This is a genomic window from Capillibacterium thermochitinicola, assembly GCF_013664685.1.
GTDB classification, from domain to species: domain Bacteria; phylum Bacillota; class UBA4882; order UBA10575; family UBA10575; genus Capillibacterium; species Capillibacterium thermochitinicola.
Genome location: NZ_JAAKDE010000017.1, coordinates 1 through 24,982 on the forward strand (window position 1 = coordinate 1; position 24,982 = coordinate 24,982).

Here is a 24,982-nt window from a genome sequence, read left to right on the forward strand (position 1 = left end):
GTTTGTCCAACTTCTATTCTAACTGAGGAATTTGTTAATGGCTCTCCTATTTTTTCAGAAAACCATTTTTACACCATTATATGGACTCAACTAATATGGGCGTTCTTTATGGCTTTTCCTATGGTATTATAAAGGAAAGGCCATTTTTTTTATTTGTGTGATCTTCCACTCTGGTACAAGCCGGGGGAAGCGAAAGGATGAAGATTGACCCTAATTGCAATTTTCGCTAGGGGAGAGGAAATTCAAATCGCCGGATAGAGAACTGAATAGAAGACGGCGCTGGGAAACGACTAACGCGAGGAGGCGTGGAGATGAAAAAGTTGAAGATTGCCGACGGAATCCATTTGCTGACGATGAATGTGGAGGACATGCTATTTGAGGGAATTTGGGAGATTGCCAATGGGGTAACGCTCAACTCCTACATCGTTCAGGGCGAAAAGACGGCGATTATTGACGGGGTCATCGGTTGGGACGGGGTGCCGGAAACTCTTTACCGCAGTTTGGCCGAGATCGGTGTTGACCCCCAAAAAATCGATTATTTGGTGGTTAATCATATGGAACCGGACCATTCCGGCTGGATGGCAAACTTCCGGAAGATCAAGGATGATTTTACGGTCATCTGTAGGGAGAAAGCGGCAAAGCTGGTCTCCTCCTTTTACGGTGAAACCGGGATCAGGATTATGAAGGAAGGAGATACCCTCGACCTTGGCAAAGGAAAGGTGTTGAGTTTCCATCCCGTCCCCAACGTGCACTGGCCGGACACCATGTACACCTACGAAAGAAGCACCGGGACGCTCTTTTCCTGTGACATGTTTGGCGCCTTCGGGCGGATGGGGGAGCATTGTTTTGATGACGAGTTGACCCCGGAGGAGGTCGCTTTTTTTGAAGCGGAAGGGATCAGGTATTACTCCAATGTCATGGCCACCTTTACAACCAGTTTGCGCAAGGCGATCGAGAAAGCAAAGACATTGGAAATCAAGACAATCGCACCTGGTCATGGCCCGGTTTATCGCCAAAACCCGCAAAAAATCATCGATGATTATTCCCGGTTTTCCCGCTATGCCGAAGGGGCGGGGAAGAATGAAGTCACCATCTTGTGGGGATCGATGTACGGCATGACGGCCAAAGCGGTTGCTCATGTCGAAGCCGTCCTGCAAAGGAAAGGCGTCAAGTACAACAAACTGGAGATGCCCTTGGCAGGCGATAGCGAAGTGGTGGCGGCTGTTTTTAAAGCGGCCGGGATTATTATTGCCGCTCCGACTTACGAGTACAAGCTCTTCCCGCCGGTGGCCGCCGCTTTAGATGAGCTTGGCCGTAAGCGGATTACCGGCAAGCTGGCCTTCAGGTTCGGGTCATACGGCTGGTCCGGCGGCGCCGAGAAGGAACTGAAAGAAATCATGGAGAGAAACAATATGAAGTGGGAGTTCATTGAATCGGTGGAGTTTGAAGGCGCGCCAAAGAAAGAAGACCTGATGAAGGTGGAAGCAGGGGTATTACAGCTTATCGAAAAGATGAAGGAGAAGGTAGTAGAATAGCATGATCCAAGAACTGATTAGAGCATTTTTATTAATTTTTACTGCTGAAATGGGGGACAAGACCCAAATTCTCGCTTTGGCGTTTGCCACACGTTTTCCGATCCGAAAAGTGATGCTCGGGATAGGAATGGGAATAATTCTCAACCATGGCCTGGCCGTGGCTTTAGGAAGCTATCTCTCCCGCGTGGTTCCGCTTAGTACTGTCCAGTTGATTGCCGGCGCGGCCTTTGTGTGCTTTGCCCTTTGGACACTGAAACCTGAGCAAGAGGAAGAAGAAGAGGAGCCAAGAATGCAATTTGGACCGGCATTAACGGTGGCGGTCGCTTTCTTCTTGGGTGAACTTGGCGATAAAACCCAATTGACGGCAATCACGCTGGCTGCGGATGCGAAGTATCCGTTGATGATCCTGGCCGGAACGGTTTCCGGGATGCTCGCTACTGGCGCTTTGGGAATTTTCGTCGGTAAAAAACTGGGAGATAAGATTCCGGAGGCGGGTATTAAAATCTTGGCGGCGTCAATCTTTATGTTCTTTGGACTGCAGAAGCTGTTCCAAACAATACCGGCGCAATTTTTGCGGGTGAAGATTGTGCTGCCCTTGATCTGCTTATTGGCATTGGTCGTTTTTTACCTGCTCCGTTCATTAATTCGCCAAAGACAGGCGGGCGTGCAATCGGCTTTAATTGCGAAGGCAAAACTGCTTCACGATTATTATCAGCACATGAAAGAAGATCTGGACCAGATCTGCCTGGGTCTGGAGTATTGCTGTGTATGCCAGGGAAATCGGTGTGCAATTGGGGAGTCAAAAGAGATTGTTCAATCAGCTTTGACCGACCAAGCATGGCAAGCGGAAGCACAGGCGCTCGCGACGAACCATAGGGAAAAACCTTTTGCGGAAGAGAAAGTCATAGATTGCCTGGTGGATACTCTTTGGTTGATCAACACGATTCAGGATGAAAAGAGCTTGGCAAAAGCGCACCTCATCAGGAACCAGATGGAGACAATTCTGTTCGGTCGACCGCTAAGCGGATTTGAGAATCTTGAGTCATACTTTAACCACATAAGAGAAATCGATGCCGGGTTGGCCGGGAAGATTGACGATATGTTCGACTCATTACTGAGGAAAGTCCACTTGCTAAGGATTGAATAAAGTGTAAATATTCCTGATTACAATTATAATTTTTTTGATATAGTAGATACAGGTGAATTTATTCAGATGTTCAATGAAGTTTCCGGCCGAAGTGAATTCGTGCGCGATAGGAACTGCAACATATGACCACTGTTTTCAGTGGTTATTTTTGTGATGCTCCGCTTTCCTATTGCTTTGGTCTGGAGTATTGCTTTATATGTGGGGGAAATGCTCTTAGGGAGGTAAGAGAGCACGACAAATAACGGAGCATTGTGGGCGGGAGGTGCGAAAAACGAATATTTTAATTGTCGACGACGAAAAAGACATCCGGGACTTAATCAAAATCAGCCTTGAGGAAAAGGGCTATACCGTCTTGCCGGCGCAAAACGGCAAGGCGATCAGTTGACGGCCGCGGAATTTACAAATTTTTAACCGAAAGCAAAAGTAAGCCCTACCACTACGATATTCTCTACGAGCCAAAAGGGGAGTTTTGGCTGATTGTCACCTTTTCCCACCTCCCTCCGGCTGGATTTTTCCTTGGTGCATAATAAAGAAGCCACCGCCGGTGATTTCAGGCGCGCGGGAGCGGCGACTACTGTCGTGGTGCTGATTTACCTTCTGATCCTCGCCCTTTTTGCCTTTATCTATTCGTGGTTTACCGCGGCAAGCATAACCGTACCTCTGCAAAAGCTCTGTGATGGCACCAGGCTTTTACGGGAGGGCGATTATTCGGCGCGGGTTGATTTGCGTTTGAAAAACGAGTTTGCCGAGCTCCAGACGACCTTTAACGACATGGCGGCCCGGATTGAGCAGGAAATTTCCCTGTGCAAAAAGGCGGAGGAGGATCGGCGGCGGTTGATCCTCGACATCTCCCATGACCTTAAAAATCCGATGTCCTGCATCCAGGGCTATGCCGAGTTAATCATGAAGAAGTCAGGCCTGACTGAGCAGGAACGCAAGGAACACCTTGCGGTTATCCTTAATAACGGCAAAAGAGCCAACCGGCTGCTTACCGAGTTGTTTGAGCTATCCCAGATGGATAGCCCGGAATTCTCCCTCAAGCTGGCAAGAACAGAGATCTGCGAATACATCCGGCAATTCTGTGGCGAGCTTGTGCCGCAGTTGGAGCGGGAGGGGTTCGCATATGACTTCCATATCTGTGAAAACAGCGTTTTTGTTATGCTCGATCCCGACCGGTTTGGCCGGCTCATGCAAAATCTGGCCGATAATGCGCTGCGCTATAATCCGCCGGGAACCCTGGTTGCCGCAAGCCTGACGGTCCAAAATCAGCAGGCGGTAATTGATTTCAGCGACGATGGGATCGGCATTCCGGATCAGCTTAAGGACAACATCTTCAAGCCTTTTGTCCGGGTGGACGGTTCCCGCAACTCCACAACCGGCGGCAGTGGATTGGGGCTTTCCATCGCGAAAAGAATTGCCCAGGCCCACGGAGGGAATTTGACCCTCCTGCGCAACGGGAAGAAAGGCAGCACCTTCCGGATTACGGTTCCCACGATTTAAGGTAGATTTAAGGTTGAAATCAGCTGTATGACAGAAATCCCTGATTCTAGGGACCAATATCGGCGGCTTGGGTACGTTAGCTTGTTTAGAGTGAGGATAGATAAGTGGTTCAAAAGAAAAAAGATAAACCCAAAAGGTAGAGTTTTATGTAAAAAATATAGTAAAATGATACCATAATGTATAATTATGGATATCTATTTTTCACGAGAGACTTAAAAGAAGAAAAGACGAGGTGGACTGGGGTGAAGCGATATAGTAGGGTATTTTTTCTTTTAATAGTTTTGATTGTCGGTTGCCAATTAACCCTGGCAAAGGACAGTGGTTTTTTGCGGAAACCATTTTTTGCGCAAAGAGTATTACTGACTTACCATACCGCCGGGGATGAAGATTACGGGTATGAATACAGGGAACAGGTTAGATATAAAGAAATTTCCGCTTTATATATTAAACAAACCGGACCTTCGTATTCTTATGACCTTTATGTGAATGCGGAGAATATGGAACCCCTTTATCTCTCGCTTACAGATCATAGTGGGGAAATGGATGCGAAGAGGGTAGAGGTCGAGTTTTCTCAGGAAGAAATTAAGATGAGGCTCGGTGCGGAAGAGCGGATTAAAAAGAAGGTTTTTAGGAAAAAAGAAGGCGAGCTGATTTATCCAGCCGAGCAGTTTGCTGTTTTACTAAGGAATTTGGATTTTTCCAGAGCACAGACCACCTTCAAGGGTTTGATTTATGAATACCCGTATATCAGTACACTGCTTTTTGCGGTTGAAGGAAAGGAACGGGTCTCGGTTAAGGCGGGAGATTTTGATACATATAAAATAATGCTTACTTTACCTGGCCTCAAGAGTATTTTTTTCAAGGCGTATTTTTGGGTTTCAACCGAGGAACCCCATTACTTAATAAAATATGAAGGGAAGAGACATAAAAGGACTGTAGTTACGGAGTTAGTTAAAATTGGAGAACTCGATCGTCAGCCAAACATAGCCGAAATTGAAAGCTCATTTTCTTGCGTCCTGGCCGGTTATCTTACCTTGACTTGAAGGGTTGTGACCCCGCTCTGCTCCCGGTTGAAGCTGGGCGGCAACCTTTAGACGAGTTAACGCCCGTTGCAGGGAAGCCTGCGCCCGGATTGCCCGCTCATCCCAGGCGGCCAAGGCGGCCAGTTGTTCTTCGGCCCGGCGTTTGGCGGCCAAGGCCCTTGGGATGTCGATCTCTTCCGGAAGTTCCGCTGTTTCAGCCAGGATAATCACTTTTTCCGGAGTGACCTCCATATACCCGTCACTAACCGCCATTTTGACCTCTTTCTCCCCGTTAAAGATCCGCAAGACCCCGGTGGTCAACTTGGTAACCATTGGGAGATGGGACGGTAGAATTCCCAAGTAACCATCATAAGCGGGAGCGACGATCATTGTCACATCCGCGCTGTATTCAATTTTTTGCGGCGTTACCACTTCAAGGTGGAATGTCCGACGCTCCATCTTCTCACCTTCATTTTTGGGTATCCCTTATGCCAACTCCTATTTCCTGATCTGAACCCCATAGCTTAACTCCGGCTTGGTGCGGCGGCGCGCTCGGTCTGCACCGGAGAAGACTGTTTGGCTTGTTTAATCACATCCTCAATGGTTCCCGCCATATAAAAGGCCTGTTCCGGTAGATGGTCAAAGCGTCCCTCTAAAATCCCTTTAAACCCGTGGACGGTGTCGGCCCGTTTGACAAAGCGTCCAGGGATGCCGGAATAGGTTTCGGCGACAAAAAAGGGTTGCGAGAGAAAACGCTGGATTTTGCGCGCCCGGGCAACGATTAATTGGTCTTCGGCGGAGAGTTCATCCATGCCCAAGATGGCGATAATGTCTTGAAGGTCTTTGTACCGTTGCAACACTCTCTGCACTTCCCGTGCGACCTGGTAATGTTCTTCACCGACGATCTCCGGGTCGAGATAACGGGAGGTGGAAGTGAGCGGGTTAATGGCCGGATAAATCCCCAGTTCCACAATGGACCGGTCCAGGTTGACGGTGGCGTCCAAATGGGTAAAAGTGGTGGCCGGGGCCGGGTCGGTATAGTCATCAGCCGGAACGTACACCGCTTGGATTGAAGTGATAGATCCCCGTTTGGTGGAGGTAATCCGCTCCTGAAGGTGCCCAAGCTCGGTGGCGAGGGTTGGCTGGTAACCGACGGCCGACGGCATCCGTCCGAGCAACGCCGAGACTTCGGCGCCGGCTTGAATATAACGGAAAATATTATCAATAAACAGAAGAACGTCTCTCCCTCTCCGGTCCCGGAAGTATTCGGCCATGGTTAAACCGGTTAAGGCCACTCGCAAGCGGGCGCCGGGCGGTTCGTTCATCTGGCCGAAGACCAAAGCCGTCTTCTCAATCACCCCGGACTTTTGCATTCCGAGCCAGAGTTCATTGCCTTCACGGGTTCGTTCACCGACGCCGGTGAAGACCGAGTAACCGCCGTGTTCAGTAGCGATGTTCCTGATCAGTTCCATAATCAAAACCGTTTTCCCAACACCGGCCCCGCCAAACAGGCCAATCTTGCCGCCACGCGGGAAAGGGGCTAAAAGGTCAATAGCTTTAATCCCGGTCTCCAGGATCTGCCGTGTGGTTTCCAGCTCTTCAAAAGCCGGTGGCGGCTGGTGAATGGCCATTTTTTCCCCTACAGGCAGTTGTGGCCCGCCGTCAATTGGTTCGCCCAGGACATTAAAGACCCGTCCCAAAGTAATTTCACCGACGGGAACTTCAACCGGCGCCCCGCTGGAAGTGGCCGTTAAGCCCCGCCGTAAGCCGTCGATCCCGGACAAAGCGATCGCCCGGACCAGATCATCACCGACGTGTTGCGCTACCTCAGCCACGATACACCGCCCGCTGTTTCCGGAAAATCCGGCCGGGAGATGGATCGTCACTGCACTATGGATCGGCGGGATCCTCCCATGTTCAAAGCAAATATCAATTACCGGCCCGATCGCCCGGACCACTCTGCCGGACAGCATCCTGGATTCCTCCTCTAAGTTGGCGTATAGCTTTCGCTATCACCGGATTTATTTCTTGGCCAGTGCTTCTACTCCGCCCATCAATTCGGTGAGCTGGTTGGTGATTATGCCCTGCCGGTAATGGTTGAAGCGGTGAATGAACTCGGCAATCAACTCATCCGCATTGTCGCTTGCCGTGGACATTGCGGCGAGACGGGCGCCTTTTTCGCTGGCGTCCGCTTCCAAGAGCGCCCGGTAAATCTCGGTTTCGATGTACCGCTGGATGAGGTGTTCAAGAATCGCTTCCAGTGATGGTTCAAAGCTCCAGCTTCCCTGCATGGCCGGTTTTTTCTGCTCTTCCGTTACCGGGCGAATGGGCAGTAAGCGAAAGGTCCTGGGTTCCAGATGGTGAGGGGAATAAAAACGCGTATAAAGCAAATATACCTCATCGCACTCCCGGGCGCGGTACTGTTCCGAGATTATACTGGCAATTTTGGCACTCAGGGCAAAAGTCGGAAGTTGGTTCCTTCCGGAAAAGTCCCAACCAATCCGGTAATTTTTCCGCCGAAAATAATCCCGTCCTTTACGTCCGACCGTCAGGAACGTAACTTCCCGGCCGGAGGGGAGTTGGCTGAGGAAAGAACGGGCATGACGGATCAGATTGGCATTGTAGGCGCCGGATAATCCCTGATCGGAGGTGAAGAGCACCAGACAGGTCCGGCGTACGGCCCGGCTTTCCATCAAGGGATGAAACGAACCGGCCACCTGGGAGAGGTCGATTAACACTTCGCTGATCTTCCGGGCAAAGGGACGGGATGATTCCACCCTTTCCTGCGCTTTATGCAGCTTGGTGGTGGCGACCATCTTCATGGCGCCGGTAATATGTTTGATTTCTTTAACCGCTTTGATCCGCCTTTTAAGCGCGAGGATATTTTCCATTGTAACCCCCACTAGTCCTGCCCTGTATTCTTTCGGCGGCTATGATGCCCGTGCCTCCGCCGTTAATCCGTTTCCGCTTGCGGCTTAGTACTGGCCAACTCCGTTTTGATCTCCTGAAGCGTGGAGCGTAAGCGGTCTTCCACCTCTTGATAATGCCCGGTGGTTGTAATCTCTGCGAAAAGATCAGGATGGTTTTGCCGGATGCGGCGGTGTACTTCCGCCTCAAACCAAGGGATCCGCTCAACCGGCATGTCGTCAAAATATCCGTTCACCAGCATATAGAAGGTAACGACTTGTTCGGCGACGGGAATGGGGGAAAAACGAGGCTGCTTGAGGACGGCGGCGATTCTTTCCCCCTTCGCCAACTGGTCACGCGTTGCCTGGTCCAGCTCCGCTCCAAACTGGGTAAAGGAGGTTAATTCGCGGTATTGGGCCAATTGAAGGCGGAGAGGACCGGCCAGTTTCTTCATGGCCGGAATTTGGGCATCGCCTCCGACGCGCGAAACCGAGAGCCCGACGTTGACTGCCGGCCGAAATCCGGCCAAGAAGAGATCGGTATCAAGGAAAATTTGGCCGTCTGTAATCGAGATGATGTTGGTTGGAATATAGGCTGAGATGTCGCCCTCCAGGGTCTCAACGATCGGGAGCGCCGTCAGGGAGCCGCCTTTATGCTCCGGTGAGAGCCGGGCCGCCCGTTCCAGAAGCCGGGCATGGAGGTAGAAGATATCGCCCGGATAGGCTTCCCGGCCCGGCGGACGACGCAGCAAGAGCGACATCGCGCGGTAGGCGACAGCATGTTTGGAAAGATCATCATAGACAATTAAGACATCTTTCCCTTGGTACATGAACTCTTCCGCCATGGCGCATCCACTGTAGGGCGCAAGGTACTGAACCGGCGCCGTGTCGGCGGCGGAAGCGACGACAACGATGGTGTAGTCCATTGCGCCGTGTTCTTTGAGCGTTTCGATGACCTGCGCGACGGTAGCCGCCTTTTGCCCGATCGCTACATAGACGCAGAGGACACCGGTTTCCTTTTGGTTCAAAATGGTGTCGATCGCGAGGGCGGTTTTTCCGGTCTGCCGATCGCCGATGATCAATTCCCTTTGCCCGCGGCCGATTGGGATGAGCGCGTCAATGACCTTGATTCCCGTCTGGAGAGGGGTATCGACCGGACTGCGTTCGGCGATCCCGGGGGCCGGGGCTTCCACGGGACGTCTTTTCGTGGTATGGATTGGGCCAAGACCATCGATTGGTTCGCCCAAGGGATTGACCACCCGGCCGATCAGTTCTTCGCCGACCGGGACATCAATGGTCCGTCCCAGGAGGCGGACCGCATCCCCGGAGTGGATATCGAGGCCTTCGCCAAAAACAATCGCGCCGACCTGGTCGGTTTCCAGGTTGAGCACCATGCCGTAGGAGCCGTTTTGGAATTTGACGACTTCGTTGAGGTGCGCGCCGTACATGCCGGTGATTAACGCCACCCCATCCCCGTACTGAAGAACCGTTCCGATATCATCGATGAGCGTCCCCGCCTGGTACTGGTCAACGACACCTTTGAATTCGTTAAGGAGCCACTCGGCCGAGGGTGCGCCCTGTTCCTCAATCCTTAAATCGTGTTCGAGGAGGATCCGGCGTAACCGGCGCAGTTGCCGGCCGACGCTCCCGTCCAGGTCGCGGTCTTTGGTCCGGAGAATCATCCCGGCCAGCAGGCGGGAGCTGGTCTCAAAATGGATCCTTGGCCTTTTCCCGGTAATCTCCGTCAGTCGTTGCTTAAGAAGAGCTTCTTCCTCCTCTTCCAGGGGAACCGGGGTGACGGCGGTAAGTTCCAACCCGGATTTCAAAGCCGGTGGAGCGTACGGGGTGGAGGGCAGCTGCTTGAGTGTTTTACCGCCGCTAATGAGCTTCATTGGTCAATTCTCCAATCGCTTTCGCATCCAAATTTTTGATAAAAGCTCTGACCTTTTCCCGCTGTTTTTCTTCATTAAACTCCTCCCCGACCACTTTGGTGGCGATCGTGATAATAATCCCGACGATCTCCTCCCAGAGTTCCTCCCAAAGCCGGTTTCTTTCCCTTTGTACTTCCAGCCGGGCGCGGGCGATGATCTGCAAGGCATCCTCCCTTGCCTGTCGGATCAATTCCTCTTTTTCCTTTAAACCTTGTTGTCTTGCTTCTTCCAGGATCCGGCGGCGTTCGCAGGCCAACTCCTGATTCTTGGCTTCCCAGTGGCTTTTAAGTTCTTCCGCCTCTTTCCGCAGCCGGGCGAGTTCCTCGTTTTCCCTCTTAATCTTAGCCTCCCGTGCACTCAAAAGATTGAGGACCGGACGGTATAAGACCAGATAGAGCAGGCCCATGAGGATGAAAAAATTGAAAATGGTGAGCAGGAGATCGACGATCCTGATTTCCATCATGGCAGGCTCCCCCTTAAGAACGATGCAAAAATGCGGTTAATTAATAGTGGCCGTACTCCCCAGGTTTACTGGAGGAACGGGTTGGCGAATAATAACAGCAAGGCCACAACCAGAGCAATAATCGGGGTGGCTTCAATCAGGCCAACACCAATGAGCATCGTCGTGAAAATGGAGTTTTTCGCCTCCGGTTGCCGGGCAATTCCTTCTAAAGCCCGGGCGACCGCGTTCGAGTTGCCAAACCCGGCCGTTAAAGCCGCCACGCTGACGATTAAACCAATGGCGATCACCGAAGCGATTTTGAGTAGAATTGTACTTTCAACCATTATTTCTAACCTCCAAGACTCCCTAAGCGGGGTGTAATTGTGTTTAAAACTATTCTGTGGGCGGGGGGAGAGCATGGGTCGGCTCCGGATGAGCCTCTTCCGTTTCTGCTCCTTCCTCCATCGCCGAAGCGATGTAAGCCATGGCGAGCATGAGAAAGAGATAAGCCTGAATGACACCGACAAATACGCCCAAGACCAGACCAACGACGGGAATGACCGGTTTGAACAGCAGATTAAGGATGGTGATAAACACCGCGCCGGCAAAAATGTTACCATACAAGCGAAAGGCCAGGGTGATCGGTTTCACAAAAAAGTCGATGAGATGAATGGGGAAGAATAAAAAGTTAGGTTTAAAGAAACTAAGCAGGTACTTCTTCAGACCTTGCCCTTTAATGCCGTAGTAAATCATGCTAAAAAAGACCAGGATGGCAAGGCCTAAAGTGACATTCAGGTCTTCGGTCGGCGATTTGGTGACCCCCGGCCAGATCAGCCCGATTAGATTCGAGAAAAGAATGAATAAAAAAAGGGTTGCCACAAAGGGAAAAGCCCCTTGCCCTCTGGGCCCGATATTTTCCCGTAACAGATTCTGTAAAAACTCCACCACGGTTTCCAGAACACTTTGGAGTCCCCGGGGTTGTAGTTTTAGGTTTCTCGTGGCCAGCCAACTAACCACAACCAGGAAAATAATGACCACCCAAGACATGAGAAAAATATCCAAATGGAATTGGAGACCGAAAATTTCTCCCTGCGTAAAGGTGAGGGCATGAATTTTGTGCAAAACTTTTCCCTCCCCGGATGATACTTGTTTTATGTGGTTTTGCGGCTATGCCAGTACAGCAAGTAGCCAAGCCAACCGAAGTAAACGGCGAGAGCTGTCCCGGTGGACCAGAGGAAGAAGGACAGCCCATGGTTTCCTCCTGCCACCAGAAACAATAACAATAAGCCGAGCCGGAAGAAAGTGGCCCCGGTGCCGGTTGGCGGCCGGGCAGGTCCGGCTTGTGTACCGCGGTCAAGGTTGCGTCCGACGGTTTTACAGAAACAAAATAGATAGACCTGCATTCCAGCCCAGCCCAGCATAAGCCCGCCGAACACGATGGAGGGGAGAACGGTTAAACCGAGCGCCAGTAAAAGGGCGAGCAAGTATAGATTAATGACCAAAAAGGATTTATAAATCTTGATCGCGAGGCTTTCCATCCTATTTCCCCTTTTTTTCCCGGTTTTTGCGCCAATCCCGATATATTTCCGTGGTGGTCAACCGGTAAAAGCCGAAGAAGCTGAGACTTGCCCCGGCTAGAAAACCGAAGACCGTCCAGAGCGGCGACAGGCCGAAGCTTTGGTTGAGATGACGGCCGAACGCTAACCCGAGTAACGGGCCGGTAACCAAATCCAGGCTGATGATGCCATAGAAGCGAAGGGCCCGGATTAACTCCGGATCGAACCGCAGGCCTTCAGGTGGCAATTGCACCACGCTCCCGCTATTATTATTAACCCTTGCGTTGGGGAAAAAATGCTTTGGATTACTCAGAAAATGGAAATTGATATTGGGAACTATCTTAATACAAAACATAAAACATTGCAAGGGTTTTTAAGGCAAGTTTAACAAAGAAGATATCTCATAGGTGGCGAAAGATCCAGAGTCGTTAAACCAGGCCAATGGGTAGCGAGTTTTTTATTTCTGGGGTGGGGAAGAAAGGAGCCCGTATTTTTTGACTGTCGATTTTTTTAAAAGAGGATATTGACATATGTCGGAAACATAGTATAATATAATTGACATATGTCAAATACCCTGGGTAAACAGCATTACAAAGGAGGGATATGATGCCGAGAGGAGATGGAAGTGGACCCAGGGGAATGGGTCCAATGACCGGGCGAGGCGCGGGCTTTTGCGCCGGTTTTGCTGCTCCGGGTTATGCCAATCCGGTCAATTCTGGGTGTGGATTTGGTCGCGGGCATGGCTCCCGTCGGAGGTTTTGTGCGACCGGTTGGCCAAGAGGGGCACATTTTGGCGCTCTTGGTAACAGGGCATTTTTCCCGTCGGATGTTGATGAAAAAGAGTTGCTGACCAGGCAGGCTAAAATGCTTGAGGAAAAGCTTGCCGAAGTAAAAAAGCGCCTTGAGGATTTTGCAGATTAGTCCGGTCGTAAGTGAAAGGCAGGCCACCGCCTGCCTTGTTTTTATTCTGGATTCCGCCCCAAAAGGCCTTAGCCTTAGAGGGCATCAGAAATAGAAATCGAATAAAGACAGAAGGAAAATTAACAACTGGTTGTTTAGGTGCGGAATTGGGGTGATTATATTATGCCAAGACCGTTGAAATGGCGAAGGGTTTGCGGCCTACCGGAAACCAATAAATTTGGCCCTCTTGATTTGGATGTAGATGACAGGAACTGCGTAAGGATGACCGTTGATGAATATGAAACGATCAGACTTATTGATCTGGAGGGCCTTACGCAGGAAGAGTGCGCCAAACAGATGAATGTCGCCCGTACTACGGTACAAGGCATTTACGCTGAAGCGAGAAGAAAGATCGCGCAATCGTTGGTTCACGGCCGGGTACTCTTGATCGAGGGTGGCGAGTACAGGCTTTGTGAAGGGCCTGGCGCAGGATGTGGACGCGGCTGTCATCGGCACCGGCATGGATGGCGCCGTTGAACGATTGGCCCCGGGCTTTAAACTTGTTTATGAGTTTATGAAGGAAGACCGAAGAAACGCGTTTGAATCTGGAAAAGGAATAGACCGTTTGGTAATGCTGGGGGCTTCCCAAAAACCGGCGAACAGTTCAGACGACCTGGAAGAGGTAAAACTTAAGGTAGGACGTTTCCGGAACATTCCACAGGATGGGGTGGTCCGGGGCTTGCTGGCGGGCTTCAATCTGCCGGAGGGAGACGGCGGCGTCCTTGGCCGCGCTGTCCAGTACTTTGCGGAATAAGTCGTCCGTCATGAAGTGACTGCAGCTGCAAGTGGCCAGGTATCCGCCCCGGGGCAGGAGTTTCATGGCCTTCAGGTTAATCTCTTTATAGCCGCGGGCGGCGTCCTCCACTGTTTTGCGGGATTTGGTGAAGGCCGGCGGGTCAAGGACGATCAAGTCATAGTCCCGGCATTTCCGGTCGGCCAGCTTGGTCAGCAGGTCAAACACGTCTTCGCACAGAAAATCCATCTTTCCGTCCAGCCCGTTACGGACGGCATTTGCTCTTGCCATCTCAATGGCGGACGGGGAGATATCCACGCAGGTCACGTGTGCTGCTCCGCCCAACGCCGCATTGAGGCCAAAGGAACCGGTATGGGTAAAACAGTCCAGTACCCGCTTGCCCTCGGCAATCCGGGCCACCGCGGCCCGGTTATACTTCTGGTCCAGGAAAAAGCCGGTTTTTTGTCCGTTTTCCACATCGACCAGATAGCGCACGCCGTTTTCGCAGATCTCCGTCACGGCGGATTCCGGCACCGGAATGCCACCGGTACGGTACCAGCCTTTATACTCCGGCAGCCCTTCCCGTGTTCGCTGGGCAGTGTCATTGCGCTCATAAATGCCGGTGACCGTCTCGCCCAATTCCGTAAGCACATCCCAGAGGGCGCGGTAAACCGTATCCTTGACCAGTTCCATGCCGAGGCAGGTGATCTGTACGGACAGAATGCCGCCGTAGCGGTCCACGGTCAGCCCCGGCATCTGGTCGGCCTCGCTATGAATCAGGCGACAGCAGGCAAAGTCGGCACCGGGCATGACGGTTTTGCGGTAAAGGACGGCATACTCCACCCGGCGGCGCCAAAAGCGGGCGTCAAACACATCGTTGGCGTTGCGGGAAAGAAGCCGGATGGAAATTTTGCTGGCACTGTTGTAAAAGCCTGTCCCCATGTAGGCGTTTCCGGCAAACACATCCACCAGCCCGCCGCTTTCGGGCACGCCCTCGATTTGGCGGATCTCTTCCCCGTAGATCCAGGGATGCCCATTCTTGATGCTGCGCTCCGCCTTGGGGGAGATCATGACTTTGGGATACGGCCGCTTTTGTTTCATCGGGGTCACCTTTCGGAATAGTTTGTTTTTCGCTCGAAGTAGTTAGTTTTCCGCGCTGATTGTACCATGTTTCTTTTCTGACTTCAACATGGGCATCATCAGTGTGCAGGAAGGTGATACTTTAATCGATTTTTTTGGGAGCTGAAGGTACAAGGTATTATTCTAATGGAAGGATCATTTTTATACCTAGTTTGAGAAAGGTAATTGAAAGCAAAAGCCAATTTGGTTCTTGTATTGTAATAAGTTAGCCGAGGGTTCAATGCTTTATTGGTGTTTCCGGGGGGAAGATGGAGATGAGAAACGAGCCATGGTGAACAGGGAAAACAGTGGTGCCATACAAGAACGAATTAATCAACGAGCTGACAAAGATCGAGCAGCAGGAAGTAAGATGGCATGTCGCCTGTTGCCTGACTTGAGGATTTCATAATGACCGTCTTTGTCCTATTAATTGCCTTGATGAGCCTCGCCGGGGTTTTCCTGAGCTAATCATATCGCTTCAAAGGGGAGCCCCTCATTGCAGAAAGACACCCGTAAAAATGACCACTGAAAACAGTGGTCATTTTTACTTGCGAAGAATGTGCTTAAAGCAAATAGACGGTTGAGAAAAAAGGCCAAAGGTTTTGGCTCTTCGACGTACTTTGATAAATATTATGTATATACCGGTGGTTGGTTGGCTTTTACTTGGGGGGAATGTGGAAACTGCGTTAGGGTGGAAAGGAATGACAAATAAAGAATTTATCCAAAAATTATTAAATACCTTGAATTATAAGACCGTTTATATGTGGGGTACTTTTGGCTCACCGGTTACCAAAAAAATAATTGAGGAGAAAGCAAAGCAATATCCTTCTTGGTATACGGATGCGATGAAGGAATTTCTATATAAATTAATTGACCAAAACTATTTTGCTTTTGATTGTGTCGGGTTAATCAAGGGCATTCTTTGGGGATGGAACGGTGATCCGACTAAAGCTCACGGTGGCGCCAGATATAACTCCAATGGGGTGCCCGATCTTTCCGCAGACAAGTTAATTGAAAGGTGTAATCCGACGACCGATTTTACAAAGATTGTACCGGGAGCAATTGTCTGGTTAAGAGGCCATGTTGGGACATATATTGGGGATGGACGAGTAATAGAATGTACTCCGGCCTGGAAGAACGGTGTACAAATAACAATTTGTCTTAACGTGTATCCGGATAATAGATTGGATAAAGCCAGGTTATGGGTGAAACATGGTAAATTGCCATACGTCAAATATAAGGAATGACGGTGATCCGACGACCGGCTTCCCGGCGGGCATGGCTAACCGGCGATCTCGGCAATGGCCTCGATTTCGACCAGGACCTCCCGGGGCAATCTGGAGACTTCCACGCAGGAACGGGCGGGCTTGTTCGGGAAATACCTGGCATATACCTCGTTAAAGGCGGCAAAATCGCTGAGATCTGATAAGTAACAAGTGGTTTTAATCACTTGCTGGAGGGAACTGCCGGCCGCTTCCAGCACCGCTTGGAGATTTTTGATCACCGCCTCGGTCTGGGTACGGATGTCTTCGCCGACGACCGTCCCGTCGTCCGGAGACAGGGGGATTTGGCCGGAGGTGTAAACCAGGTTGCCGGCGACAATGGCCTGGGAATAGGGGCCGATGGCGGCGGGGGCTTTATCGGTTTGAACCGCTTTCATTTGGACACTCCTTTCGCTATATATAGAACATCAGCGCTTCGCCTTTTTTATGTCTTTCCGCTTCGCGCACAAGGTCGGCGAGGGTAATTCCGCCCAATGTTTCTCTGAGTTTTTGGTCGAGAACATCAAAGGCGGACAGCCGCAGGGCTTTCTCAATTTCCGGGGCCTTTTCCGGGACAGTGTCCTGTGCCTGTTCAAATAAGGATACATCGACAGCGGACAAGATGTCGAGGACCGTGATCTGCTCAGGCCGGCGTGCCAGTTGGTAGCCGCCCTGGGCTCCCTTGGCGGAAAAAACAAGATCGGCCTTTTTCAGCAGGGAAAACACCTGTTCCAGATATATTTTGGAGATGCCCAGTTCCTCCGCGATGGTGAGAATGGCGAGATACTCACCATTTTTATAGCGTTGTGCCATGTACGTTAAAGCGGCTAGAGCATAGCGGCCTTTTGCGGATATGCGCATCGGTTTCACTCATTTCATATATAAATAGTATGTATTTATGATAGAGTCAAAAATAGCTCCTGTCAAGCAAAAAACTATTGACACGGTAATCCATGCGCTGTATGATAAAACATATAAAACATATATGAATTATAGATAAAGGGTGTGAACAAATGGCCAAGATTTACCAAAGCATAACCGATCTGATCGGGAGGACACCTCTGCTGCAATTGGGGAACTACGGAAAAAAACACCGGCTACAGGCGAAGTTAATCGGAAAACTGGAATACTTTAATCCCGCCGGGAGTGTCAAGGACCGGATCGCCAAGGCCATGATCGATGATGCCGAGGCAAAGGGTCTGTTGACTCCGGAATCGGTCATCATCGAACCGACCAGTGGAAATACCGGTATTGCGCTGGCGGCGGTGGCAGCGGCCCGCGGGTACCGCGTCATTCTGACCATGCCGGAGACGATGAGCATTGAGCGGCGTAACCTGCTCAAGGCCTATGGGGCAGAACTTGTCCTTACCGAGGGGGCCAAGGGCATGTCCGGTGCCATTGCCAAAGCGCAGGAGCTGGCCAGGGAGATTCCCAATGCGTTTATTCCCGGTCAGTTTGACAACCCGGCCAATCCGGAAATGCACCGGAAGACAACCGGCCCCGAGATCTGGGAAGATACCGACGGGACCGTTGATCTTCTGGTTGCCGGTGTCGGAACCGGCGGCACGCTCACCGGAGCCGGTGAATTTTTGAAAGCGAAAAAACCCAGTATTAAGGTGGTCGCGGTGGAACCGGATGCCTCACCCGTGCTTTCGGGGGGGAATCCAGGCCCCCATAAAATCCAGGGGATTGGTGCCGGTTTTGTGCCCAGAGTACTAAATACTGCTATTTATGATGAGATTGTGCGGGTGAAGAACGACGACGCTTTTACGGCCAGCAGAGAACTGGCCAAAACCGAAGGGTTGCTGGTTGGGATCTCGTCCGGGGCGGCCTTGTGGGCGGCCACCGAGGTGGCTAAGCGTCCGGAAAATGCCGGCAAGGTGATCGTCGTCATCCTTCCCGATACCGGTGAGCGGTATCTCTCCACACCACTCTTCTCCGAATAGTGTTTCTATGGGCCAAAAGGCGTTCCCCCGGCGGGGAACGCCTTGTTTTTTATGTTGTTATGAAGAAAAAGGAGGCACCGGGGATATAACTTCTGAGTAACGCCAAAAAACGCCGATAGACTGGTCTTTTCACGCGTTATTTACAAAATAACAACAGGGGAGTACTTGATTTTTTGGCGATGAGTGGAGTATACTTAAATTAAAGTTAGAAGAGACTAACTTAATTCGATTTTTAGACGTAGTTTGACGAGGAGGTACGGGAAGATGGAACAGAAGCAGAGTAGACAAAGGCAACATGGAAAATACAGCTTGTATACTGCCCCGGACAACTGCCGTTATACAGTAGCTGCCGTGCCAGATGTAAAGATTCTGAACAGCCTAGGCTTTTACCCTGGTACCGTTATCCACAAGAAAAAAAGATACCGTCTGGGCGGCCCGGTATTGGTCACCAGTGCCACCAGGGAGATTGCCCTCGGGAAAGATATTGCCTCCGCGATTTTGGTTGAGGAGGACACCGCAATATGAAATGCCATCTCATTGCTGAAGACAGCAAAATATTGGCGAAAGAGAATAAAATTTTACTGATGGGTACCCCCAACGTGGGGAAGAGTGTCATTTTTTCCGCCCTGACCAATGTTCATGTCATCAGTTCCAACTATACGGGAACAACCGTTTCTTATACCGAGGGCTCCTACAAGGTGGGAGACACCGAGTATACCTTGATTGATGTCCCGGGCACCTATTCTCTGGCGGCCACTTCGGTGGCCGAGGAGGTCGCCATTCGCTTCATGTGCAGCAATCCCGTTGCTGTGCTTTTTGTGCTTAATGCCGCCGATCTGGAAGGCAGCATCAAGCTGGCGCTGGAGGTCATGGAGTATAATGTGCCCATCGTTTTTGCCCTCAATCTGATGGATGTGTCGGAGCGGAAAGGTTTTGCGATCAATGTCAAGCTGCTCGAGCAGGAACTTGGCGCACCGGTGATCCCAACCGTGGCCGTGAAAGGGTACGGCCTTGACCAGATCACCAAGACTTTTGCCCGGATTTTAGGGGCGGAACGCCCGTTGCCAATGGGCCGGTCTTGTGCGACTTGCGCCGGTTGTCCCGGTTGCGGGCGGGCCGGTGAACATACAGGACTGGAGTATTGGGAGCGAGCCCGGCAGATTGTCCGTAAAGTGGTTTCCCGTACCGATGCCAAACCGAACTTTTTGGACAGGTTGGGTGATGCGCTGCTTCGTCCCTGGCCCGGTCTTCCGCTGGCGCTGTTGATTCTGCTCATCAGCTTGGGTGTGGTCGTCGGTGGCGGTAAGGTATTGGAGGGGATGGTGCTACTTCCCTTGGTTGAAGGGGTAATTGTCCCTTTCTTTGAACGACTGGTTATACCGCTGAATTTGCCTCCGGTTTTGCAGAATATCCTGATCGGGGAATACGGGATCTTGCGGATTAGCTTTGAATGGATTTTAGCCCTGGTGATTCCTTATGTCCTGGTTTTCCAGGTTCAATTTGCCTTACTGGAGGACAGCGGTATTCTGCCCCGGCTGGTCGTCCTGTTTGATAACATCATGCGCAAGCTGGGCGTGCAGGGCGGCAGTCTGATCCACATCTTTCTTGGTTTTGGTTGTGCCGTTCCGGCCATAATCAGTACCCGGACCGCGACCACCCGCAAAGAACGCCTGATGGTTACCGCGATGGTTTGCTTTGCGGTTCCTTGCATTTCCCAGACCGGCGCCCTCGTCTCCTTGTTGTCGGCCTATTCCGTCTGGCTCCTCCTGGCGACGGCGCTGACTGGAGTGGCGGTGTTTGTGACGGTCGCCCTCGTGCTGAGAAGATTCCTCAAAGGGACGGTGGACCCCCTGATCCTTGAGGTGCCCAATCTGCTGGTTCCCGAGCCGCGGGCGTACTTTAAGAAACTGTGGGTCCGGATCAAGCAGTTTTTGGTGGAAGCGGAAGGACCGATGCTCATCGCGGTCTCCATTGCCGCCATTATTGCCGAAACCGGTATTTTACAGGGCTTGGGTGAACTGCTGAAGCCGGTTGTTTCGGGCTGGCTGGGTCTGCCGGAGGAGGCGGTCATGTCCCTCATTTTGGGAATTATCCGGCGGGAGATGTCGGTGGCGCCGCTGTTGGGACTTAACTTGAACCCACTGCAGATGTATGTGGGGGCGGTCGTTTCCCTGCTCTATTTGCCTTGCTTGTCGGTGTTCGGCATTATTGCCAAGGAGTTTAACGCGCGAACCGCCGTAGCCATTACCGCTAGCACCACTCTGACCGCGCTGTTTGTGGGTGGGGTGATGAACCATCTGATCATGTTCGTCCAGAGTATTTTCTAGGATGAGATGTGGGTAAAGATGAGATGGGTGGCCAAGATTCCTTTTGTCGCTGGTTGCCGTATTAAAGTAAGTGATTCTAAAGGTTCGCGCTGAACGAAGAGAAAAATACGTAAAAAGAGAGAAAAAGGGTGAAATAACGAAAGGGTTTCCCGACAATACTTCTGCCCCGGCGGGTGGCCGGGGTTGTAAGAGACGGGAAACCCTTAATTTTTGCTTTTGATTACCTCATTACCTTAATTATTCTTTCTCTTTATTGGCGTTGGCCTGCATATATTCCTGCATGGCCTGGACGGAATCGCTGCTAATCACATGCTCAATGGAGCAGGCGTCCTGGTCGGCGACGGCGGCGTCAATCTTTAATACCTCGGTAAAAAACTTTTGGATAATCTGATGTTTTTTGGAGGTTAGTTTGGCCTGTTCGAGTCCGGTGGGGGTCAAATAGACCTTCTTGTATTTCTCGGTGGTCACCAACCCTTTTTCCGCCAGCGTTGAGATGGCGCTGTTGACGCTCGGTTTGGTGACGCCCAAACGCTCTGAGATATCCGAAACCCTGACGCCGGAGTTTCCGTTGGAAAGCTCGTAGATGGCTTCGAGATAATTTTCCATGGAGACGGTCAGTTTACTCATCAGCGGACCTCCGTTGGTTTAGATAGAACACTTCCAGGTTATAGTTTACCTAATTATATTATACACGTTCGTATTTGGATGTTAAAGGCCCGGAATCTTTGGCGATAAATTGTTTAAAGGGGCTTTTCAGCTACGCCTTGGATTTTATCGGGTTATTCTCCATTCTCTTCGCATGTGCCGGATTGCCATGATTGGGATGCGGTGTGAACTGTAAAAACGCTACGAATTTTAATTGATCTCAGTTCAATCCATTGTAGATATGTGTTGACAGGGCCGGCGGAGATTGTTAAAATAATAACAAGAACTGGTCGGACCAGATCTTAACCAGTTTTTATTTCACGGATAAAACACAAAGGAACGGTTTTCTTGAACGGGGTAAAGAAAACGCCTGGGCTTACCAATAAAGATCTTTTTGTTAGAAAAATGACCAAAGATATTCTTGGCGGGAAATGGAAGCCGGGGGACCGGTTACCGTCGGAACGGGAGTTGGCGGCGGAAATGGGGATCGAGAAAACGGTGGTCCACTCCGGTTTTGAACAGCTGGCCGCCATGGGCTTGGTCGAGATCAAACCGAAGTCCGGCATCTACGTAGCCGACTATATGAAGACGGGGAATATTGAAACTCTGAATGCCATTGTCCATCTGAACGGCGATGAATTGAGCCGGGAGGTTGCCGTCGCCATTTTGGACTTGCGGCTGGCGATTGAGGGGATGGCCTTTCGCGACCTCGCCCTCTCCCATTCAGCGGAGGATATTACGCATTTGCGCGCGATGACGGCTGCAATTCGCGCCCGTGCCCAGCACAGCGGGGTGGAGGAGCTCGCCGAGCTTTTTTTCCGCTGGCACCGGGAGATCTGTATTTTAAGCGGGAAAAGTATCCTGACGCTGTTCATGAACACCATGCATGATGTGTCTATTGCCTTCTGGGTGAACTATCTGCGGATGTATGGGCTCACCTTTGCGCTTGACCGGTTGGAACGATTCACCGCGCTGCTTGAAGCCGGTGACGGCGAAGGAGCCTATCAGTTACTGGCGACGGGGGTTGCCGACTATCTTGCGCGCCTGGAAGAAAAGGCGGAGCGCTGAGGAGAAGAAAGGCGAATAGCATTTTGTTTTTTATGGCGGCCAGACGTCAGAACATAGTGGTGTGATTATGGTGCGATAATCAAGAGAAGGAGTGGATCCTGATGAGCAAGCAGACCATGTCCAACATGCCCCTGGATGAGAGTAAGTTGTCTTTTACGATTCCCCGGACGGATAAACCCCGTAAGAAAATAATCAAGCTTGGGCGGATGATCACCGACCGCCTGCCTGCCAAATTGAAAGGAGTTACCGGTAACGACCCGGAATACTGGGGACTGGCCGGTTTGGTCACCGATGAAATGGCTGACATTGCCCTGAAAATGGGTGTCCGTAAGCCCAAGACCCTGCCGGAACTGGTGAAGCTGACCGGTAAGGATGCGGCCTCTTTGGAAAAGCTCCTGAACGAAATGGCCTATATCGGTCTGATCGAGTACAACTGGGAAAACCCCCGGCGGGAAAAACAGTATGTATTGCCGCGGTTTGTCCCCGGGAGTGCCGAGTTTTTTAACATGCGCAAAGACCAGGTTGATGAGCACCCGGAGGTGGCCGCCTTTTTTGAACGGATGACCTTTCTGCCGCTGGAGCGGGTTACGCCCATGGTTCCGCCGGGCGGAGCCGGCATCGGGATGCACGTCATCCCGGTGGAGAAGGCCATTGAAACGGAGAACGAAGCAATCAGCGTGGAGAAGATCTCCTACTGGCTGAAGAAGTATGACGGCAAGTACGCCAAAAGTATTTGCTCCTGCCGGGTCAGCCGGGCAAAACTGGGTGAGGGTTGCGGCGACGATCCCGAGAACTGGTGTATTGCCCTGGGCGATATGGCCGATTATATCGTCGAGACCGGGCGCGGCGAGTATATAACCTATGATGAAGTGCTGGCCATCCTTAAGCAGGCCGAGGAGAATGGTTTCGTCCACCAGATTACGAACATCGACGGCGAAGATAAGATCTTTGCCATTTGCAACTGCAATGTTAATGTCTGTTACGCCTTGCGCACTTCCCAGTTGTTCAATACACCCAACTTAAGCCGCAGCGCTTATGTGGCCAGGGTGGAAAGGGAGAAATGTGTGGCCTGTGGCCGCTGTGTCGAGCATTGTCCGGCCGGGGCGGCCAAGTTGGGGCAGAAACTCTGTACCAGAGACGGCCCCATCGAGTACCCCCGGGTGGAGCTCCCGGATGAGACCCCGTGGGGACCGGATAAGTGGAGTGTCGATTACCGCGATAAAAACCGCATCAACTGCCATGATACCGGCACGTCTCCTTGTAAGACGGCTTGCCCCGCCCATATTGCGGTCCAAGGCTACTTGAAGCTGGCGGCGCAAGGCCGGTACCGTGAGGCGTTGCAGCTGATCAAGCGGGACAACCCGTTCCCCGCCGTCTGCGGCCGGATCTGCAACCGCCGTTGCGAGGAGGCCTGCACCCGCGGTTCGGTTGACCAGGCGGTGGCCATCGATGAAGTCAAGCGTTTCATCGCCCAATTGGATTTGGAGGCGGAGACCCGTTATATTCCCGAACCGGTCATCCCCAAGATTGGCGGCGGGTTTGAGGAAAAGATCGCTATCATCGGTGCGGGGCCGGCCGGGATGAGCTGTGCCTACTTTCTTGCCCTAAAGGGTTATAAGCCGACAGTCTTTGAGAAGGAGGCCCGCCCCGGTGGGATGCTGATGAATGGTATCCCCAGTTTCCGTCTGGAAAAGGATGTGGTGGAAGCCGAGATCGACGTTCTGCGGGCACTGGGTGTGGAGTTTAAGTGCGGTGTTGAGGTTGGCAAGGATGTGACCATCCCTGAACTGCGCCGGCAAGGTTACAAGGGTTTCTATGTGGCGGCCGCCCTTCAGAAGGGGGCAACGCTCCGGATCCCCGGGGCGGATAGTGACGGCGTGATCACCGGGATCGACTTTTTGCGCCAGGTGAATCTGGCCGGTGAGTACAAACTTTCCGGCAAGGTGGTGGTGATCGGCGGCGGTAATGTGGCCTGTGATGTGGCGCGTACGGCAGTCCGTTGCCACGCGGAGAGCGTCAGCATGTATTGTCTTGAAAGTTACGAGGAGATGCCCTGCGGCGAGGAAGAACGGACCGAATGTGAGAAGGAGGGCATCGCCATCCATGCGGGCTGGGGACCGGCGGCGATCATTGCGGACAACGGGAAAACCACGGGGATCATTTTCAAGAAGTGTCTGTCGGTGATGGATGATGAGGGACGCTTTGCTCCCACTTACGACGAGGGAGATACCGTAACGGTGGCGTGTGATGTGGTGATCTGCTGTATCGGCCAGAAAGGGGATTGGCATGAGTTATTTAAAGGTACGAACGTAGAGTTCAATCCCAACGGGACGATCAAAGCCGATCCGGTGACCTACCAGACCACCGAGCCGGATATCTTTGTGGGCGGTGATGCCTTTACTGGTCCGAAGTTTGTGATTGATGCGATTGCGGCCGGCCGGGAAGGGGCCATCTCCCTGCACCGCTTTGTGCAGCCGAATACCAGTTTGACCATTGGCCGTAACCGCCGGGAATTCATCGCCTTGGACAAGAAGAACGTCATGCTTGACCTGGGGAGCTTCGACAATACCCCCCGGCAGCGTATTGGTTATAACGAAGCCTTGGCGAAGACATTCCGGGATAACCGGATCCCCTTTACCGAAGAGCAGGTGAGAAAGGAGACGGCCCGTTGCCTTGACTGCGGGGTGTCGGTGGTTGATCCGAACAAGTGTATCGGGTGTGGGGTTTGCACCACCCAGTGTGCCTTCGATGCGATTCACCTCCATCGTGAGCGGCCGGAATGCAGCACCATGGTGCGTTCTGAAGACAAGCTGAAAGCGATTCTACCCTACATGCTCAAGCGGGCGTGGAAGATCAAATTCGGGCGCAAGAAAGGAAAGTAGC

General features: G+C 51.8%; 26 protein-coding genes. 13 read left to right on the forward strand and 13 right to left on the reverse strand.

The window, feature by feature from the left end; genetic code table 11:
• Positions 1-311 precede the first annotated feature (311 nt).
• The 5 genes from G5B42_RS08860 to G5B42_RS08875 all read left to right on the forward strand — a co-directional run bounded on the left by G5B42_RS08860 (position 312) and on the right by G5B42_RS08875 (position 5,225).
• The gene (locus G5B42_RS08860) at positions 312-1,535 is read left to right on the forward strand and encodes an FprA family A-type flavoprotein (protein WP_181340117.1); all 1,224 of its coding nucleotides are present in this window, start codon (positions 312-314) and stop codon (positions 1,533-1,535) included.
• A 1-nt stretch (position 1,536) separates the two neighbouring features.
• Positions 1,537-2,682: a TMEM165/GDT1 family protein gene (locus G5B42_RS08865; protein WP_181340118.1), complete on the forward strand. Its 1,146-nt coding sequence runs from the start codon at positions 1,537-1,539 to the stop codon at positions 2,680-2,682.
• A gap of 262 nt (positions 2,683-2,944) precedes the next feature.
• On the forward strand, positions 2,945-3,067 hold the full coding sequence (locus G5B42_RS12165) for a hypothetical protein (protein ID WP_269206197.1): 123 nt from the start codon (positions 2,945-2,947) through the stop codon (positions 3,065-3,067).
• Between the two features lie 92 nt (positions 3,068-3,159).
• Complete coding sequence (locus tag G5B42_RS08870) at positions 3,160-4,182, forward strand: HAMP domain-containing sensor histidine kinase (RefSeq protein ID WP_181340119.1); 1,023 nt, start codon at positions 3,160-3,162, stop codon at positions 4,180-4,182.
• Positions 4,183-4,424: 242 nt separating this feature from the next.
• Complete coding sequence (locus G5B42_RS08875) at positions 4,425-5,225, forward strand: DUF3108 domain-containing protein (RefSeq protein ID WP_181340120.1); 801 nt, start codon at positions 4,425-4,427, stop codon at positions 5,223-5,225.
• Here the strand turns inward: G5B42_RS08875 and G5B42_RS08880 are convergent.
• From G5B42_RS08880 to G5B42_RS08920, 9 genes are all read right to left on the reverse strand, one after another.
• Complete coding sequence (locus G5B42_RS08880; protein WP_181340121.1) at positions 5,184-5,663, reverse strand: F0F1 ATP synthase subunit epsilon; 480 nt, start codon at positions 5,661-5,663, stop codon at positions 5,184-5,186. The genes G5B42_RS08875 and G5B42_RS08880 overlap by 42 nt on opposite strands.
• 65 nt (positions 5,664-5,728) lie before the next feature.
• Positions 5,729-7,177 carry a F0F1 ATP synthase subunit beta gene (atpD, locus tag G5B42_RS08885; protein WP_181340122.1) on the reverse strand — a complete coding sequence of 483 codons (1,449 nt, stop codon included), beginning with the start codon at positions 7,175-7,177 and terminating at the stop codon, positions 5,729-5,731.
• Positions 7,178-7,225: 48 nt separating this feature from the next.
• A complete protein-coding gene (gene atpG / locus G5B42_RS08890) occupies positions 7,226-8,095 on the reverse strand; it encodes an ATP synthase F1 subunit gamma (RefSeq protein ID WP_181340123.1) in 870 nt (289 codons plus the stop codon).
• A gap of 62 nt (positions 8,096-8,157) precedes the next feature.
• Positions 8,158-10,002, reverse strand: coding sequence for a F0F1 ATP synthase subunit alpha (gene atpA, locus G5B42_RS08895; RefSeq protein WP_231133397.1), 1,845 nt, complete (start codon positions 10,000-10,002; stop codon positions 8,158-8,160).
• Positions 9,989-10,504 (reverse strand): F0F1 ATP synthase subunit B, encoded by a 516-nt coding sequence (gene atpF / locus G5B42_RS08900; RefSeq protein ID WP_181340124.1) that lies wholly within the window; start codon positions 10,502-10,504, stop codon positions 9,989-9,991. The genes atpA and atpF overlap by 14 nt, the downstream gene beginning before the upstream one ends.
• 65 nt (positions 10,505-10,569) lie before the next feature.
• Complete coding sequence (gene atpE, locus G5B42_RS08905; RefSeq protein WP_181340125.1) at positions 10,570-10,827, reverse strand: F0F1 ATP synthase subunit C; 258 nt, start codon at positions 10,825-10,827, stop codon at positions 10,570-10,572.
• Positions 10,828-10,876: 49 nt separating this feature from the next.
• The gene (gene atpB, locus G5B42_RS08910; protein WP_181340126.1) at positions 10,877-11,605 is read right to left on the reverse strand and encodes a F0F1 ATP synthase subunit A; all 729 of its coding nucleotides are present in this window, start codon (positions 11,603-11,605) and stop codon (positions 10,877-10,879) included.
• A 29-nt stretch (positions 11,606-11,634) separates the two neighbouring features.
• Positions 11,635-12,021: a hypothetical protein gene (locus tag G5B42_RS08915; RefSeq protein ID WP_181340127.1), complete on the reverse strand. Its 387-nt coding sequence runs from the start codon at positions 12,019-12,021 to the stop codon at positions 11,635-11,637.
• Position 12,022: 1 nt separating this feature from the next.
• Positions 12,023-12,286, reverse strand: a complete 264-nt coding sequence (locus G5B42_RS08920; protein WP_181340128.1) for an AtpZ/AtpI family protein — start codon at positions 12,284-12,286, stop codon at positions 12,023-12,025.
• A 359-nt stretch (positions 12,287-12,645) separates the two neighbouring features.
• On the opposite strand from G5B42_RS08920, the gene G5B42_RS08925 reads away from it, so the two are divergent.
• Together G5B42_RS08925 and G5B42_RS08930 are read left to right on the forward strand one after the other, a co-directional pair.
• On the forward strand, positions 12,646-12,960 hold the full coding sequence (locus G5B42_RS08925; protein WP_181340129.1) for a DUF5320 domain-containing protein: 315 nt from the start codon (positions 12,646-12,648) through the stop codon (positions 12,958-12,960).
• 162 nt (positions 12,961-13,122) lie between these two features.
• Positions 13,123-13,476: a DUF134 domain-containing protein gene (locus G5B42_RS08930; RefSeq protein ID WP_181340130.1), complete on the forward strand. Its 354-nt coding sequence runs from the start codon at positions 13,123-13,125 to the stop codon at positions 13,474-13,476.
• 127 nt (positions 13,477-13,603) lie between these two features.
• On the opposite strand, the gene G5B42_RS08935 is transcribed toward G5B42_RS08930, so the two are convergent.
• On the reverse strand, positions 13,604-14,833 hold the full coding sequence (locus G5B42_RS08935; RefSeq protein ID WP_181340131.1) for a class I SAM-dependent rRNA methyltransferase: 1,230 nt from the start codon (positions 14,831-14,833) through the stop codon (positions 13,604-13,606).
• Between the two features lie 719 nt (positions 14,834-15,552).
• On the opposite strand from G5B42_RS08935, the gene G5B42_RS08940 reads away from it, so the two are divergent.
• On the forward strand, positions 15,553-16,098 hold the full coding sequence (locus G5B42_RS08940; RefSeq protein WP_181340132.1) for a hypothetical protein: 546 nt from the start codon (positions 15,553-15,555) through the stop codon (positions 16,096-16,098).
• 35 nt (positions 16,099-16,133) lie between these two features.
• Here G5B42_RS08940 and G5B42_RS08945 read toward each other — a convergent pair whose 3' ends face one another.
• Both G5B42_RS08945 and G5B42_RS08950 read right to left on the reverse strand, forming a co-directional pair.
• The gene (locus G5B42_RS08945; protein ID WP_181340133.1) at positions 16,134-16,511 is read right to left on the reverse strand and encodes a RidA family protein; all 378 of its coding nucleotides are present in this window, start codon (positions 16,509-16,511) and stop codon (positions 16,134-16,136) included.
• Between the two features lie 16 nt (positions 16,512-16,527).
• A complete protein-coding gene (locus G5B42_RS08950; RefSeq protein ID WP_181340134.1) occupies positions 16,528-16,974 on the reverse strand; it encodes an RrF2 family transcriptional regulator in 447 nt (148 codons plus the stop codon).
• 152 nt (positions 16,975-17,126) lie between these two features.
• Between G5B42_RS08950 and cysK the strand changes: the two genes are divergently transcribed.
• The 3 genes from cysK to G5B42_RS08965 all read left to right on the forward strand — a co-directional run bounded on the left by cysK (position 17,127) and on the right by G5B42_RS08965 (position 20,386).
• Complete coding sequence (cysK, locus tag G5B42_RS08955; protein ID WP_181340135.1) at positions 17,127-18,059, forward strand: cysteine synthase A; 933 nt, start codon at positions 17,127-17,129, stop codon at positions 18,057-18,059.
• A gap of 264 nt (positions 18,060-18,323) precedes the next feature.
• Entirely contained in the window at positions 18,324-18,584 is a 261-nt protein-coding gene (locus G5B42_RS08960) for a FeoA family protein (protein ID WP_181340136.1), read from the forward strand.
• On the forward strand, positions 18,581-20,386 hold the full coding sequence (locus G5B42_RS08965) for a ferrous iron transporter B (protein ID WP_181340137.1): 1,806 nt from the start codon (positions 18,581-18,583) through the stop codon (positions 20,384-20,386). Before G5B42_RS08960 ends, G5B42_RS08965 begins: the two co-directional genes overlap by 4 nt.
• A gap of 237 nt (positions 20,387-20,623) precedes the next feature.
• Here G5B42_RS08965 and G5B42_RS08970 read toward each other — a convergent pair whose 3' ends face one another.
• Complete coding sequence (locus G5B42_RS08970) at positions 20,624-21,013, reverse strand: metal-dependent transcriptional regulator (RefSeq protein WP_181340138.1); 390 nt, start codon at positions 21,011-21,013, stop codon at positions 20,624-20,626.
• 423 nt (positions 21,014-21,436) lie between these two features.
• Here G5B42_RS08970 and G5B42_RS08975 point away from each other — a divergent pair, with 423 nt between their 5' ends.
• Positions 21,437-22,099, forward strand: coding sequence for a FadR/GntR family transcriptional regulator (locus tag G5B42_RS08975; protein ID WP_231133399.1), 663 nt, complete (start codon positions 21,437-21,439; stop codon positions 22,097-22,099).
• Between the two features lie 125 nt (positions 22,100-22,224).
• Complete coding sequence (locus G5B42_RS08980; protein ID WP_181340155.1) at positions 22,225-24,981, forward strand: FAD-dependent oxidoreductase; 2,757 nt, start codon at positions 22,225-22,227, stop codon at positions 24,979-24,981.
• Position 24,982 lies beyond the last annotated feature (1 nt).